The organism is Kribbella sp. NBC_00889 (assembly GCF_045207705.1).
GTDB lineage: Bacteria > Actinomycetota > Actinomycetes > Propionibacteriales > Kribbellaceae > Kribbella.
This window is the reverse complement of sequence record NZ_CP108783.1, coordinates 6,366,820-6,380,935: the sequence shown is the minus strand read 5'-3', so window position 1 is coordinate 6,380,935 and position 14,116 is coordinate 6,366,820. Positions and strand designations below refer to the sequence as shown.

15 protein-coding genes and 1 riboswitch are annotated in these 14,116 nt (G+C 69.1%); of the genes, 9 read left to right on the top strand and 6 right to left on the bottom strand.

Annotated features, from left to right (window positions below):
* Position 1 precedes the first annotated feature (1 nt).
* Both OG817_RS31195 and OG817_RS31190 read right to left on the bottom strand, forming a co-directional pair.
* The gene (locus OG817_RS31195) at positions 2-1,003 is read right to left on the bottom strand and encodes a Gfo/Idh/MocA family protein (protein ID WP_406048185.1); all 1,002 of its coding nucleotides are present in this window, start codon (positions 1,001-1,003) and stop codon (positions 2-4) included.
* Entirely contained in the window at positions 994-2,397 is a 1,404-nt protein-coding gene (locus OG817_RS31190; protein ID WP_396391672.1) for an amidase, read from the bottom strand. Before OG817_RS31190 ends, OG817_RS31195 begins: the two co-directional genes overlap by 10 nt.
* A gap of 149 nt (positions 2,398-2,546) precedes the next feature.
* Between OG817_RS31190 and OG817_RS31185 the strand changes: the two genes are divergently transcribed.
* The 3 genes from OG817_RS31185 to otsB are packed head-to-tail and all read left to right on the top strand — an operon-like array spanning position 2,547 to position 4,296.
* Positions 2,547-2,855 carry a DUF3263 domain-containing protein gene (locus tag OG817_RS31185; protein ID WP_131352967.1) on the top strand — a complete coding sequence of 103 codons (309 nt, stop codon included), beginning with the start codon at positions 2,547-2,549 and terminating at the stop codon, positions 2,853-2,855.
* A gap of 2 nt (positions 2,856-2,857) precedes the next feature.
* Positions 2,858-3,466: a LytR C-terminal domain-containing protein gene (locus OG817_RS31180; RefSeq protein WP_406048183.1), complete on the top strand. Its 609-nt coding sequence runs from the start codon at positions 2,858-2,860 to the stop codon at positions 3,464-3,466.
* Positions 3,463-4,296 (top strand): trehalose-phosphatase, encoded by an 834-nt coding sequence (gene otsB / locus OG817_RS31175; RefSeq protein WP_406048182.1) that lies wholly within the window; start codon positions 3,463-3,465, stop codon positions 4,294-4,296. Before OG817_RS31180 ends, otsB begins: the two co-directional genes overlap by 4 nt.
* Here the strand turns inward: otsB and OG817_RS31170 are convergent.
* Positions 4,262-4,729 carry a hypothetical protein gene (locus tag OG817_RS31170; RefSeq protein WP_406048180.1) on the bottom strand — a complete coding sequence of 156 codons (468 nt, stop codon included), beginning with the start codon at positions 4,727-4,729 and terminating at the stop codon, positions 4,262-4,264. The genes otsB and OG817_RS31170 overlap by 35 nt on opposite strands.
* A gap of 301 nt (positions 4,730-5,030) precedes the next feature.
* Between OG817_RS31170 and OG817_RS31165 the strand changes: the two genes are divergently transcribed.
* The 6 genes from OG817_RS31165 to OG817_RS31140 all read left to right on the top strand — a co-directional run bounded on the left by OG817_RS31165 (position 5,031) and on the right by OG817_RS31140 (position 10,428).
* Positions 5,031-5,942, top strand: a complete 912-nt coding sequence (locus OG817_RS31165) for a DNA-3-methyladenine glycosylase family protein (protein WP_406048179.1) — start codon at positions 5,031-5,033, stop codon at positions 5,940-5,942.
* A 27-nt stretch (positions 5,943-5,969) separates the two neighbouring features.
* Positions 5,970-7,196: a cation:proton antiporter gene (locus OG817_RS31160; RefSeq protein ID WP_406048178.1), complete on the top strand. Its 1,227-nt coding sequence runs from the start codon at positions 5,970-5,972 to the stop codon at positions 7,194-7,196.
* A gap of 71 nt (positions 7,197-7,267) precedes the next feature.
* A riboswitch (SAM riboswitch) is annotated at positions 7,268-7,408 on the top strand.
* Between the two features lie 13 nt (positions 7,409-7,421).
* Positions 7,422-8,681: a threonine synthase gene (gene thrC / locus OG817_RS31155; protein WP_396391678.1), complete on the top strand. Its 1,260-nt coding sequence runs from the start codon at positions 7,422-7,424 to the stop codon at positions 8,679-8,681.
* On the top strand, positions 8,678-8,953 hold the full coding sequence (locus tag OG817_RS31150) for a ubiquitin-like small modifier protein 1 (protein ID WP_360451231.1): 276 nt from the start codon (positions 8,678-8,680) through the stop codon (positions 8,951-8,953). The genes thrC and OG817_RS31150 overlap by 4 nt, the downstream gene beginning before the upstream one ends.
* Positions 8,954-9,008: 55 nt before the next feature.
* Positions 9,009-9,389, top strand: coding sequence for a VOC family protein (locus tag OG817_RS31145; RefSeq protein WP_406048176.1), 381 nt, complete (start codon positions 9,009-9,011; stop codon positions 9,387-9,389).
* 13 nt (positions 9,390-9,402) lie between these two features.
* Positions 9,403-10,428, top strand: a complete 1,026-nt coding sequence (locus tag OG817_RS31140) for a zinc-dependent alcohol dehydrogenase family protein (protein WP_406048174.1) — start codon at positions 9,403-9,405, stop codon at positions 10,426-10,428.
* A gap of 95 nt (positions 10,429-10,523) precedes the next feature.
* Here the strand turns inward: OG817_RS31140 and OG817_RS31135 are convergent, their stop codons facing one another.
* The 3 genes from OG817_RS31135 to OG817_RS31125 all read right to left on the bottom strand — a co-directional run bounded on the left by OG817_RS31135 (position 10,524) and on the right by OG817_RS31125 (position 13,900).
* On the bottom strand, positions 10,524-11,747 hold the full coding sequence (locus OG817_RS31135; protein ID WP_396391682.1) for a hypothetical protein: 1,224 nt from the start codon (positions 11,745-11,747) through the stop codon (positions 10,524-10,526).
* A 66-nt stretch (positions 11,748-11,813) separates the two neighbouring features.
* Positions 11,814-12,776 carry a dihydrodipicolinate synthase family protein gene (locus OG817_RS31130; protein WP_406048172.1) on the bottom strand — a complete coding sequence of 321 codons (963 nt, stop codon included), beginning with the start codon at positions 12,774-12,776 and terminating at the stop codon, positions 11,814-11,816.
* Between the two features lie 8 nt (positions 12,777-12,784).
* Positions 12,785-13,900, bottom strand: a complete 1,116-nt coding sequence (locus OG817_RS31125; RefSeq protein ID WP_406048171.1) for a mandelate racemase/muconate lactonizing enzyme family protein — start codon at positions 13,898-13,900, stop codon at positions 12,785-12,787.
* Positions 13,901-14,116: the final 216 nt, after the last annotated feature.

The following is a 14,116-nucleotide window of genomic DNA, read 5'->3' as shown; positions in this document are numbered from 1 at the left end:
TTCATCCACTCAGGTCGTCGTCGTCACCGGGGTAACGGACCCCGATCTGTCTCCGTGTCTCGTCGAGGAGTTCGAGGATCCCGACCGTTGCGGCATGCGGCAGCGACGGGACCTCAACCAGTCCATCGCGCAGCGCCTGCATCACTGCGGCGGCTTCGTAGTGGTACCCAAGCCCATGCGTCGGTACGTCGATCCGCTCCGCGCCGGACGCCGTACTGCGCACGTAGTACTCCGGGTGGTGGAAGCGGTGTGGGAGTTGCAGACTGCCCTCGGGGCCACTCACCGAGGCTGTCCAGGGGTTCTGTGAACGTAGGCCGCAGGTGATCGCGGCCACCGCGCCGGAGTCGTACCGCCAGGCCATGGCGACGTTCAGATCGATGCCGTCGTCGTTGAGCGAGCCGACCGCCTTGATTTCGGCGGGTCGCCCGAGGGTCATGTAGGTGAACGTCATCGGGTAGATGCCGCCGTCCATCAGCGAACCGCCGCCCAGCGCCGGGTCGAGCAGGCGAGCGGGCAGCGACGGCTTGTAGAACGCGAAGTCCGCGACGACCTGCTGCGGTTCGCCGATCACGCCGCTGTGCAGATCGGCGAACATCGCCTGGATCACGGGGTTGGTCCGCATCCACATCGCCTCGGCGAACAACGTGTTGTGCTCGGTGGCGACGGCGATCAGGTCCCGGGCCTGCTTGGCGGTGAGGGTGACCGGCTTCTCACAAAGGACCGCGATACCGGCCTGCAGCGCGGCGCGGGCGATCGCGTAGTGCTGTGGGTGCGGTGTACCGATGTAGATCAAGTCGACGGTGCCGGATTCAATCAGTCGGCGATAGTCGTCGTACGCGTGCTCGATGCCGAACTCGGCGGCGAACCGGTCCGCGCTGTGCTGGGACCGGGACGAGACAGCGGTGACCACGGCGTCGTCGGCGAGTAGCTTCAGGTCCCTCGTGAACGACGTCGAGATGTTGCCAGTAGCAACAACGCCCCACCTGACGCGATCTACACCCACTGTGTGAACTCCGGGGTCGGAAACGGTCCGTCTGCCTTGATTCTCGCCGTTTCGAACGCGTGAGCCAAGCGAATGAGCGTGGCGTCACTCCGGCCGGTGCCGCTGAAGGTGATCCCGACCGGTAGTCCGGAGACCGTTCCGGACGGCACCGAGAGCAGCGGATAGCCCGCCAGCGCGGCATGCGAGGACGAACTTCCGAGCACGTGGTCGCCGTTCACCAGGTCGATCGTCCAGGCCGGCGAGTACGACGGCGAGACCAGAGCGTCGAGCTGGTTGTCCTGGAGCAGGTTGTCGATGCCGTCCCGGCCGGCCCGCAGCGCTGTCAGCCGGGAAGCGACGTAGATCGGGGAGCCCAGGCCCTCGGTCTCCGCGGCCCGCTCGAACAGTTCCTGACCGAACCACTGGAGCTCGACGTCCGCATGCGCCTTGTTGAACGCGATCAGGTCGTCCAGCGTGCGTGGACCCCCGGGAACGCGGGTGGACAGATAGGCAGCCAGATCGACCTTCAACTCGTGGGCCAGGACCTGCAACTGGTCCTCCTCGCCACCGGGCGTCGGCAGCGACAAGTGGTCCACCAGCGTGGCGCCACAGCGACTGAGGATCTCCAGAGCCCGCTCGCTGACCTCGTCGAGGCCGATCGAGTACCCCCACAGCGGTCCTCGCGGTACGCCGATCCGCAGGTCACTGAGATCGTCACCACGGCAGTGCTCTGTGTAGTCGGTGTCACCACCGGTCAGCACAGTCAGCAGGGCAGCGGCCTGGAATACGGTCCTGGTCATCGGACCGGCCGTGTCCTGCGAGTGCGAGATCGGCACGATGCCCTGCTGCGAGACGAGGCCGACCGTGGGCTTCAGGCCGACGATGCCGTTCAGCGCGGCGGGGCAGACGATCGACCCGTTGGTCTCGGTGCCGATGGCATAGTCCACCAGCCCGGCGGCCACGGCTGCGCCGGATCCGCTCGAGGAGCCGCCGGCCGAGCGGTTCAGCGCGTACGGGTTCCGGGTCAGGCCGCCGTACGCGCTCCAGCCGGATGAGGACGACGAGCCGCGGAAGTTGGCCCACTCGCTCAGGTTGGTCTTGCCGAGGACGACGCAGCCCGCCGCACGCAGCCGGCGGACCAGCGGGGCGTCCTCCGGTGGCGGCGGCTGATCGGCCAGCGCCAGCGAGCCGGCAGTTGTCGGCAGGTCGGCGGTGTCGATGTTGTCCTTGACCAGAATCGGTACGCCGTGCAGCGGGCCGCGGACACGCCCATCGTCACGCTCTGTATCGAATTGGGCGGCATGGGTGAGAGCGGCAGTGTTCGGCGTGCAGATGGCGTTGACCAGCGGGTCCACCTCACGGCTCCTGGCCTGCAGCTCTTCTACCAGCGCCACGCTGGAGAGAGTTGAGCTCACACCGTCGATCCTGCCAGAGTTGGCCACGTCTGGCTGTCCGCTCAACGACACGCTTCGTGTCGGTCACCGGTGAATGACATCGCTGTTGTTCAGCACGTACAGTGGAGCGCGGACGGACGATCACCGACCGTACAGGAGTCATCAAACAGATGGACAGCGCCAACGCCAGCTCTCCCGGTCCTGCCGAGGCTGCGCCGCCGGCTGTCGCCGGGCTCTCCGAGCGTGACGGCGCCATCCTCGCCTTCGAGCGGCACTGGTGGAAGTACGCCGGTGCGAAGGAGCAGGCGATCCGGGACCAGTTCCAGATGTCGGCCACCCGGTACTACCAGGTCCTGAACGCACTGATCGACCGGCCCGAGGCTCTCGCCCACGATCCACTGCTGGTGAAACGGCTGCGCCGCCTGCGTGCCGCCCGGCAGCGAGCCCGCTCCGCACGCCGGCTGGGCATCGAGGTCTGAGAATGTCCCGCCCGACGGACGAACGGGGCCAGGTCCTCTCGTCCCTCGTCGCCGTGCTCGCCGTCGTCGCGATCGTCGCCGGCCTGCTGGTGCTGTTCGGCACGCGCGGCGGCGACAGCACCGCGGACCAGCCGTCCAGCGCGACCAGCCCGAAGCCGAGCACCAAGCCGACGACCGGGCCGTCGACGATCGTCGCGAGCGTGCCGAAGCCCGGTGAATCCGAAACGCCTGTACCTCCCACGACCGAGCCCACCGGTGCGCCGACTCAGGAGCCGACCCCTGAGCCGACGCAGCCGCCGTCGAGCGAGTCGACCACCGAGCCGGCCATCCCGCCGGCCGAGCGGCCCGCGGTCGAGGTCTACAACAACACCGGGCGCAAGGGCCTGGCCGACTCGGTCGCAGGCCGGGCGCGGCAGGCCGGCTGGACCGTCGCCGGTGCCGACAACTGGCACGGCAAGATCGCCGAGAGCACCGTGTACTACCCGCCGGGCATGCTCGACGCCGCCAACCAGCTCGCCCGCGACCTGGGCGTCAGCCGGACCAAGGGCGCGCTGGACAACATGAAGAAGGACCGCCTCACCGTGATCCTCACCTCGGACTACACCGGATGAGTACGCCGGTCATCCAGACGGACGCCGGTCGGGAGGGCTGGGAGGCGATCGTCGCCCACCCGGTCGGAGCCGTCATCTCGTCGGACTTCGACGGGGTGCTGTCGCCGCTGGTCGAGGATCCGGCGCGAGCCCGTCCGGTCGACGGCGCCCTGGACGCACTGGCCCGGCTGGCCCGGTCGGTCAAGCAGGTCGCAATCGTCACCGGTCGTCCGGCCCTGGTCGCCACCGAGCTCGCGGGTGTCACCGGCCACGCTGGTTTGGGGAGTCTCGTCGTACTCGGGCACTACGGTCTGGAGCGGTGGGATGCCTCCACCGGGCGGGTGACCAGTGAGCCGGTGCCTGAGGGTGTTGCTGTGGCCCGCTCGCGGCTGCCAGGACTGCTGCAGGAGGCCGGTCTGCCGGACGCCTTCGTCGAGGACAAAGAGAGCTCGCTGGCTGTCCACACCCGCCGGCTGCCGGATCCGGTCGGCGCGCTGGAGCGCCTGCGTGCGCCGTTGACCGAGCTGGCCGCCGCCACTGAGCTGCGGCTGGAGCCGGGCAACCTGGTGCTCGAGCTGCGGCCGCCCGGTATCGACAAGGGCGTCGCGCTGCGCGGTCTGATCGAGTCGACCGGTGCTGAGTCGGTTTTGTACGCCGGGGACGACCTTGGCGACCTGGCGGCGTTCCGGGCGATCGACGAGCACCGCAAGGCCGGACTGCGCGCGGTGCTGCTGGCCACCCGGTCGTCCGGCGCGACCGAGCTGATCGAGGCCGCGGACATCGTGGTCGACGATCCGACCGGCGTGGTGACGGTCCTCACGGCCCTTTCGGACGCGATCGCAGCCCGCTGAACGCCTGGGTCAGGGTCTGACCGATCGGCTGGATCGGCCGCTCGACGTACCCGCCGTCCTTGAGGCTCGCCATCCGCTCGAACGGGTTGCGTGACGCCGGATCGCCGGTGAGCAGGAACGAGACGATCACACCGACGACGTACAGCGGCAGCATCGGCAACCCGAGCAGCCAGAAGTACTGCCACGAATGCCGCTCCTCGTGCCGCACGAGAGCCTCGTCGTCGAAGTACGAGCGCTCGTGCTTGCTCAGCACCACGTTGCCGATCGTGAACGCCCCCGCCACCGGGAACTTGATCCGGTACCCGTTCGCGAAGTACAACCCCCGCGGCCCCCGACTGACATGAGCCCGCCCGATCGCCCCCACCAGCAACCCGGCAACCGTCGTCAGATTCACGAAGTTCCCCACCACCTTCACCCACTGCCACCCACCCATGCGGCCAGTATCGAGCCGATGTCCTGATGTCTCAATTCTCAGGACATCGGGACCCCGGACTTGGCAGCGTTATGGCCAGGACAACGGTGTTGGTCATCGACCGCCGGTGTAGCGCTCGACAGGTAGTGCACCTGCGATACGCCGTACACAGGACGCGCCCTGCGCTCAGGTGCACTACGAGCGGCCTGACACTTCCTGTCGATCTGTACGACGCCTCCCTCTACCGCGGTGCAGGGATGTCCGTGGGGTGAGTAAGACTTGGCGGGTGAGTTCGGTGGTGCGGGTTTGGCGGGCTGGGCGGATGGTTGATCCGCATTCGGTGATCGGAGGGTTGCGGAAGGGGCCTGGCGACCCTGCGTACTACTTCGAGAGTGGTCGTCGTACGGTCTGGCGGGCGACGCGGACGCCGGACGGGCCGGTGCTCCTGCGACTGACGCCGTACGCCGGGGAAGTCGAGGCGGAGGCGTGGGGGCCGGGGGCGGCCTGGGTGCTCGACGGGGTGCCGGAGTTGCTGGGCGAGGCGGACAGTTGGGACGGGTTCGAGCCGTTGCCGGAGCACGGGGCGCTGGTGGATGCGGCTCGGCGGTTCCCGCACGTTCGGGTGCCGCGGACGCGGGCGGTGTTCGAGGCGATGGCGGCTGCGGGGATCGAGCAGGTCGTCACGGGCAAGGAGGCGTTCCGGGCCTGGCGGCTCCTGCTGCGTGAGTACGGCGAGCCCGCGCCGGGCCTGAGCACACCGGATGGGCGCGTGATGATGGTCCCGCCGTCGCCGGAGGAGTGGCGGCAGATCCCGTCGTGGCAGTGGCTGCGGGCCGGGGTGGAGGGCCGGCGTTCGCGGGTTGTGGTGACGGCCGCGACCCGGGCCAAGGCGTTGGAGCGGACGCTGGAGCTGGCGGACTCGAGGGAGATCGAGCGGCGACTGCGGTCGCTGCCGGGCGTCGGGGTGTGGACCGCGGCCGAGGTGCGGCAGCGGGCGCACGGTGACGCCGACGCTTTCTCGTTCGCGGACTACCACGTGTCCCGCGACGTGTCGTACGCGCTGATCGGCGAGGAACTCGACGACGACGGGTGCGCCGAGCTGATCGAGCCGTACCGCGGCCACCGGTTCCGGGTGCAGCGGCTCCTCGAGCTGGCCGGCATCCGCCACCCCCGCTACGGCCCGCGCAAGTCCCTGCCCACGCACACCCCCGGCGCGACCCATCGCTTGAGGTAGCTGTCACCGGGGCACTGGAGCGCCACCATGACGATCAACGGGGACGGGCTCTACCTGGTGGCGGGGCTGGCTCTGCTGCTCGGCGCGGTGCTCCCGCGTCTCCTCAGTCGGTACGCCGTCTCCGCGCCGATCGCGTTCCTCGGCGCCGGCCTGCTGCTCGGCCTGGCGGTCGGCGACCGGGAGCTCAGCCCGATCGCGGAACCCGAGGTCACCAAGCACCTGGCCGAACTGACGGTGATCGTCGCCCTGATGGGCGTCGGTCTGGCCATCGACCGCCCGATCAGCCTGGTGCAGTGGAGAGTCACCTGGCGACTGCTGTTCGTCGCGATGCCCGCAGGGGTCGCTGCACTGACCGGAGTCGGCTGGCTGCTCGGCCTCGCGCCGGCGACGGCGCTGCTCATCGCCGCCGTACTGGCGCCCACCGACCCGGTGCTGGCGTCCGATGTCCAGGTCGGCGGGCCGACCACCGGGGAGGACGCCGAGCTCGACGAGGACGACGAAGTACGGTTCGCGCTGACCTCCGAGGCCGGCCTGAACGACGGTCTGGCCGCTCCGCTCGTCTACCTCGCCGTATTCATCGCCACCAAGAGCTTCTCGCCGGTCGAGTGGCTGGCTTGGGACGTGGTCGGCAAGTCGATCATCGGAGTCGCCGTCGGCTTCGGGGCGGGCTGGTTGCTGGGGAGGATGACCTTCTCGGCGCCGGCGCGGAGCTTCCGCCTGGCGGACTCTCGCGAGCCGGTGCTGGCGCTGGCCATGACCCTTGGCGTCTACGGCCTCACCGAGGTCCTGCACGGGTACGGCTTCATCGCAGTGTTCGTCGCGGCGCTCACGCTCCGGGCGGCCGAGCGTCGTCACGACTTCCACGAGGAGCTGCACGACTTCATCGGTGAGCTCGAACACATCCTGACCTGGGGAGTGCTGCTGCTCCTCGGTGTCGCGATCACCGGCGGTCTGCTCAGGCCACTCACGCCGGCCGGCGCAGCGATCGGCGTACTGCTCGTGCTGGTGGTGCGCCCAGTGGTTGCCTGGCTGTCGCTCGCGCGCACGGAGCTGGACCGGTCGGAACGCTGGGCGACTGCGGCCTTCGGGGTCCGTGGGGTGTCGTCGATCTACTACCTGGCCGCGGTCGGCGCGCACTTCCGCTCCGATCTGCCGTGGTTATGGGCGACGCTCGGTTTCACCGTGGTTCTGAGCGTCGTACTGCATGGCATCGCGGCCACGCCGGTGATGCGCTTTCTGGAACAGCGGAGTTAGGCCTGAGATCGGTCGTCTCGGATGCTGGGAAGTGAAGACACAATATGGACCCGATTGGGTAATCTCGGGGGAGCTCATCCAGAGGGACTGAGGGAAACGGCCCGTTGACGTCCCGGCAACCCTCCCCGTTGAGGTCCCAGTCCGGGGCCCTCGCGGCGGAACGGTGCCACATCCGTCCCGCGCCGAGATCCGGCTCCCGGGGAAGATGAGAGGGGAACCTCACTCATGAGCCTGACCGCCACCCACACGATCCGTGAAGGTGCCTTCGGCAACGGTACGCACCTGAGCTGTCGCGCCTGCGGGGCGAAGTCGCCGCTCGGTCCGTTCTACGCCTGTATGGAGTGCTTCGGTCCACTCGAGGTCGGGTACGACTACCCGGCCATCACCCGCGAGCAGATCGAGGCCGGACCCAAGAACATCTGGCGCTACCAACCGCTGCTGCCCGTCCCGGTCGACGTGGCCAGCTTCCCGAACACCGAGCCGGGCTACACCCGGCTGATCGACGCCGGCAACCTCGCCCGCGAACTCGGCCTGCGCAAACTGTGGGTCAAGGACGACTCGGGCAACCCGACCCACTCCTTCAAGGACCGCGTGGTCGCGTCCGCCCTGAGCGCCACCCGCGAGCTCGGCCTGAAGGTCTTCGCCTGCCCCTCCACCGGCAACCTGGCCAACGCCGTCGCCGCGGCCGCCGCCCGAGCAGGCATCCGCTCGGTCGTGTTCATCCCGCACGACCTCGAGCGCCCGAAGGTGATCACCACCGCCGTGTACGGCGGCACCCTGGTCGCCGTCGAGGGCAACTACGACGACGTGAACAAGCTGGCCTCGGAGATCGCCGGCGAGGAGGAGGGCTGGGCGTTCGTCAACGTCAACGTCCGCCCGTACTACTCCGAGGGTTCCAAGACGCTGGCCTTCGAGATCGCCGAGCAGCTCGGCTGGCGGCTGCCGCAGCAGATCGTCATCCCGGTCGCCTCCGGTTCGCAGCTGACCAAGATCGACAAGGGCTTCACCGAGCTCGGCAAGCTCGGCCTCGTCGACGCCACCGACTACAAGGTGTACGGCGCGCAGGCGACCGGCTGCTCGCCCGTCGCGCAGGCGTTCCGCGACGGCCACGACGTGGTCAAGCCGGTGAAGCCGTCGACGATCGCGAAGTCGCTGGCGATCGGCAACCCGGCCGACGGACCGTACGTGCTGGACGTCGCCCGCCGTACCGGCGGCGCGATCGCGGACGTCAGCGACGAGGAAGTGGTCGAGGGCATCCAGTTGCTGGCCCGGACCGAGGGCATCTTCACCGAGACCGCGGGTGGGGTGACGGTCGCGACGCTGAAGAAGCTGATCGAGACCGGTCAGCTCGACCCCGAGGCCGAGACGGTGATCATCAACTCCGGCGACGGGCTGAAGACGCTCGACGCCGTGGCCGACCGGGTCGGCCCCAAGGTGACCATCCCCGCGTCGTACGACGCCTTCGTGAAGGCAGGCCTGCAGTGAGCGTGAGCGTACGGGTCCCGACCATCCTGCGGCCCTACACCCAGGGCGCGTCCGAGGTGTCCGCCGAGGGCGCGACGCTGGTCGAGGTGCTCGACTCGCTGGACAGCTCCTACCCCGGGATCAAGGGCCGGGTGCTGGACGAGTCGGGTGAGCTGCGCCGGTTCGTGAACGTGTACGTCGACGATGACGACGTACGGTTCGCCGACGGCCTGCAGACCTCGATCAAGGACGGCGGCCAGGTCTCCATCATCCCCGCGGTCGCCGGCGGCTGATCTTCCCGGTGGTTCCGGGCGCCGTTCGTCCGGAACCACCGGTACCGTCGCCTGCATGGCGACGAAATGGACCATCGGCGGGGATGCCGCCGACCCACAGAAGCTGGCGCGATTCTGGGCGGCGGCCCTCGGCTACGTGATCGAGCCCGGCTTCGACGAGCCGGACGTGGCGGGGATCATCGATCCCGACGACGTCGGGCCGGCGATCTGTTTCGGCCGCGTCCCCGAGCCCAAGACCTCGAAGAACCGGCTGCACATCGACATCCGCGTGGCCGGGCCTGGCGAGCGCGACGCCGCCTCCGCGGAGCGCATGCGCACGAAGGCCGCCTCGTTGGTCGAGCTCGGCGCGACCCAGGTGCGGGAGGACTTCTACGGCCCCGAACTCGGCCACATTGTGATGCTCGATCCCGAGGGCAACGAGTTCTGCGTGGGCTGACTACGATGCCGCCATGCGCGCTGTCGTTGTCGAGGAGTACGGCGTACTGCCCGTCGTACAAGAGGTTCCGCAGCCCGAGCCGGCGGATGGTTCGGTCGTTCTGAAGGTCGAGGCGACCGGGTTGTGCCGCAGCGACTGGCACGGGTGGATGGGACACGACTCGGACATCGTGTTGCCCCATGTCCCGGGGCATGAGCTCGCCGGGACGATCGCCGCGGTCGGGTCCGGCGTACAGGGGTGGCAGATCGGGGAGCGGGTGACGACGCCGTTCATCTGTGCGTGTGGTGCGTGTGAGCAGTGCCGCGCGGGGAATCAGCAGGTCTGTCCGAATCAACTGCAGCCCGGGTTCAACTACTGGGGCTCCTTCGCGGAGTACGTCGCAGTGCCCTACGCCGAGGTGAATCTCGTCAGGCTCCCCGACGACTTGGACTTCGCGACCGCTGCCGGCCTCGGGTGCCGCTTCGCCACGTCGTTCCGCGCAATTCACCAAGTGGGCAAGGTGGTCGCCGGGGAGAACGTGGTGATCTTCGGTTGCGGCGGCGTCGGTCTGTCCGCCGTCATGATCGCGGCGGCTCTCGGTGCGCGGGTGATCGCGATCGACACCAATCCCGATGCGTTGAAGCTCGCCCGCGAGTACGGCGCATCCGAAACCCTGCAAGCGGGGTCGACCACCGTGCAGGAGATCCGGGACCTCGGTGGGGCACACGTGACCATGGACGCCCTCGGCTCCAACGACATCGTCCAGCAGGCGCTGCACGCACTGAAACCGCGCGGCCGCCACCTCCAGGTCGGCCTGCTGCCGTCCGGAGTGCAGCTGGACGTAGGCCGCCTCATCGGCCAGGAACTCCAATGGCTCGGCAGCCACGGCATGCCCGCGCACGCCTACCCCGAAATGCTCGGCTTAGTTGCCACCGGCAACCTCAAGCCCGCCGACCTGATCACCCGCACCATCACCCTCGACGAAACTCCGGCCGCCCTGGCCGCCCTGTCGACCGGCACCCCCGCCGGCGTCACCGTCATCCACCCCGGCACCCGCTGATGGGCTGACCCATCAGCGGGTGGGTTGGCCCACCGCGTGCCATAGGCGAACCCACCGTCTGATTGGCCAGCCAGGCAGACGGGGGAGCGTGGCGGCTACAAGCGGATGAGGTAGACGGTGGGTGGGCGGCCGGTTCGGCCGTGTTGCTGGCTGCCTATTGGGTCGGCGAGGCCGGCTCGTTCGAGGCGCTTGAGGACTCGGCGGGCGGTGCGGAGCTGGACGGCCAGGTGGTCGGCGACGTCTTGGGTAGTGAGGCCGTCGGGGAGGGCGGTGGTGAGCTCGCGCATTCGGGCCAGGGTTTGGGTGTTGAGGCCGACCCGTCGCGCCAGGAGCGGGAGGCTTTCGGTGCCGCGTGCGGCGGCCGGGTGATCGCCGGACGGCTCGATCACGATCTCCACGTCGTCGGACATCGACACCACCCCGGCGACCGTGCCGATCGAGCCCGCCCGGCTGACCGCGCGACGGGCGAGTGCCTCGGCCTCGGCCGCAGTACGTCCGACGCCGAAGCCGACGTACGCCGTGCTGTGCCTTGCGGCGAGGTGGTCGAGCAGGGGCATCCGGGAGAACTGTTCGGTCGCCTGCTCGAGCAGGCCGCGGGTGGTGACGACGAGGTGCCGGCCGTCGGGGAGTGCGGCCAGGCTGCCGCCGAGCGTGATCAGGTCGGCGGCCAGGGCGTCGTCCGGCTCGGGGAGGTCGATGATGCCGAGCGCGACCTGCGCGTCGCCGACGTGCTGGCCGGTCGTGGTCAGAACCAGAGCCTGCAACGTCGACCGGATCGAGTACCGCGACGGTGCGAGCCGGACCGAGGGCATCTCGTTCTCGAGCAGGTGGAACGCGGAGCCGAGGCAACTGATCGCGACCTTGGTGTCGTGCTTGTCCCGCGCGGCCCGGTGGAACTCGACGATGTCGTCCGACGTCAGGCCGGGCCGGTACGGCAGCACCTGGATCTGGTCGGTCGGGAGCTTGGCCTCGATCAGTGTCTCCATCACCTCGCTGCGGCGAAGGGTGTCGATGGAGAACTGGGTGACGTTGTGACCGAGCCGAAGCAGTTCGACCAGGGCACGCAGCAGCGTGGCGCCGTCGTACGAGACATACATCGCGGGCCGGTCGATCACGCCGGCCCCGATGGCGATCGTGTACGGCACGACGCCGGTGAACAGCAGCGCGTCGACCTTCTCGTGTGCCTGCTCGACCAGTTCGACCGCTTCGGTCTCGTGCCGGTAGGGCAGTGGGAGCAGATTCGCGCCGCTCGGCGGACCGACGGCGATGACGCGCTGCACCAGGTCCTCGGGGCCGACGACGCCGACGGTGAGGGCCATCAGGCCACCGCGCCAGGGGCTGAGCTCATCTGCACGGCACTCCTTCGAAGACTTCTGGTCTGGCCCTTAAATCGCAGGATAGTGGCTGAGTTCCTCGAGGCAGCGGATCACCAGGTCGCGCTCACTCGCCGGCAGTTCCGGCCCGGAGGGGTCATGGGCCGCGTCCTCCGGGATCAGGCCCTCCCACACGGCCGCCCAGAGCATCCGCTGCACGTAGCCCTCGATAGGTGCGTAGAAGGTCGCCGCAGCGAAGCGGTCCAGCCGTTCGGAGGCCGTCAGGAAGCCGCTGTGGTCGCCTGACGTCCAAGTCCGCAGTACGGCGGCCGACAGCTCGACCTGAGCCGCGGCGATCCCGACCAGGGCCGTGTCAGCGCCCCACATGAACGACGGACCGTACATCCGGTCCTCGCCAGTGATCAGGAGCTTGCCAGTGCCGCGTCCGGCCCAGATGGCGTCCTGGCAGCCGATGGCGCGGTCCAGAGTGGCCGTCTTGACCCCGAGCATGGAGTCCAGGCTCAGCAGGTCGCGGATCAGTTCAGGCGAGTACGGGTACCCGCCCGCCTCCCCATGCAGGTAGAAGCCGACCAGCGGCAGCCCACTCTCGGCCGCCACGCGCTCGTGCAGTGCCACTGCCTGCGCATGCCCGTCCGGCAGGTCCCCGAGAGCAGCCAGCGGGTAGACCATCACCGCATCGGCTCCACCCGCCGCCGCCTGCTGTGCCATCGCCACAGTCGCGTCGGAAGCCTCCTGCAGGCTCTGAGCCGATTCAGACCTGGGTACGCCGACCCCCGCGACGATCGGGAGGTCCGTCGCCTGTCGCCACGTCTCCAACACCTTGGACCGGTCAGCTGCCGTCAGGTAGAGCCCCCGCCCGGTGTGAGCCCAGACGGCCAGCCCGCCGATCGGCTGAGCAGCGAGAGCACCCGCGTACGAGGCCAGTACGTCGTACGCGACGACACCCTCGGTGGACATCGGAGTGACGACTGCGGGAAGCAGCGTGCCGCGGAGCCGTGAGACGAGTGCGTGCATGGGACCTCTCAGACGTCGTGGCCGAGGCCTGGTCGCTTGGGTACGTCGATCCAGCCGTCACAGTCGGCAAAGACGGTCGGAGCGAGTGGATCCTCGTGCACCATCAGCGGACCGACCAGATCGGCCGCGACAGTGGCACCCGGTACGGCGGCGGCCAGGTGAACCGCCGCCAGTGTGGCCACGCCCAGCTCCGGCATGGAGCCTACCTTCACCGCCAGCCCGGCAGCCTCGGCCACGTTGGCGATCTGCAGGGCGCGGTGCAGTCCGCCGACCTTGAGGATCTTGATGTTCAGTACGTCGGCCGCACCGCGGCGGGCGATCTCGAGAGCGTCGTGCAGGGAGTGCATGCTCTCGTCGACCATCAGCCGTACGTCGAGGCGCTCCCGCAGCCGGACCAGGCCGTCCAGGTCCCAGCGCGGCAGCGGCTGCTCCAGCAGTGTCAGACCGGCGTCCGCCATCTTCGCCAGGTACGGCAGCGCGGTCGCGTCGTACCCCTCGTTGGCGTCGAGACACAGCTCGGCGTCGGCGGGGATGACAGAGCGGACCGCGCGGATCAGTTCCAGGTCGTCGGCCGGTACGTGGCCGCCCTTGACCTTCAGGTGGCTGAAGCCCTTGGCGGAGTACTCGGCGGCCTCGGCCGCCATCTCGTCCAGCGTGCCCAGCCCGACCACCCAGGTCGTCTGCACACGGTCCCGGACGCTGCCGCCGAGTAGCGTGTGCACCGGCCAGCCACTGATCCGGCCGGCCAGGTCGAAGAGCGCGATGTCGAGGCCGGACTTGGCCACCTGCTGACCGCGCAGGACTGTGTCCATCACCACATGCGCCCCGGCCCGGTCGAGCGGGTCGTGGCCGATCAGAGCCGGGGCGAGATGTTCCTCGATCGCGGCGGTGACCCCGGCCAGCGTCTCCCCGGTGTACGCCGTCATCGGTGAGGTCTCACCGATGCCGACGGCACCGTCGGAGGTGTGCACCTCGACGACCAGGCTGACCAGTTCCGTGCTGGTCCCGCTGCTGATCCGGAACGGCCGTCGGTACCGCGCGCTCACCACTCGGGTCTTGATCGCGCTGATCGGCCCCGAGCCGGTCCCGGCGGGCACCCCGACCGGATGCGATGCAACACTCAATTCCGGCTCCTCAGCCTCGATCCGTGGACCCTGCCGCGCTGCGCGGCACTCGGCGGGCACATCGCTGCGTTGGAGGACAAGGCACGGAGAACCCCACTCCGAGCCTCGCCCTCCGCCTTGCGCTGCACTCCGCCGAGCACCTGCTCGCTGCTGCCAGGATCCACGGATCGAGGCTTAGGGTCGCAATCTGACGCGAAAGCATTTACGGTCAAGACC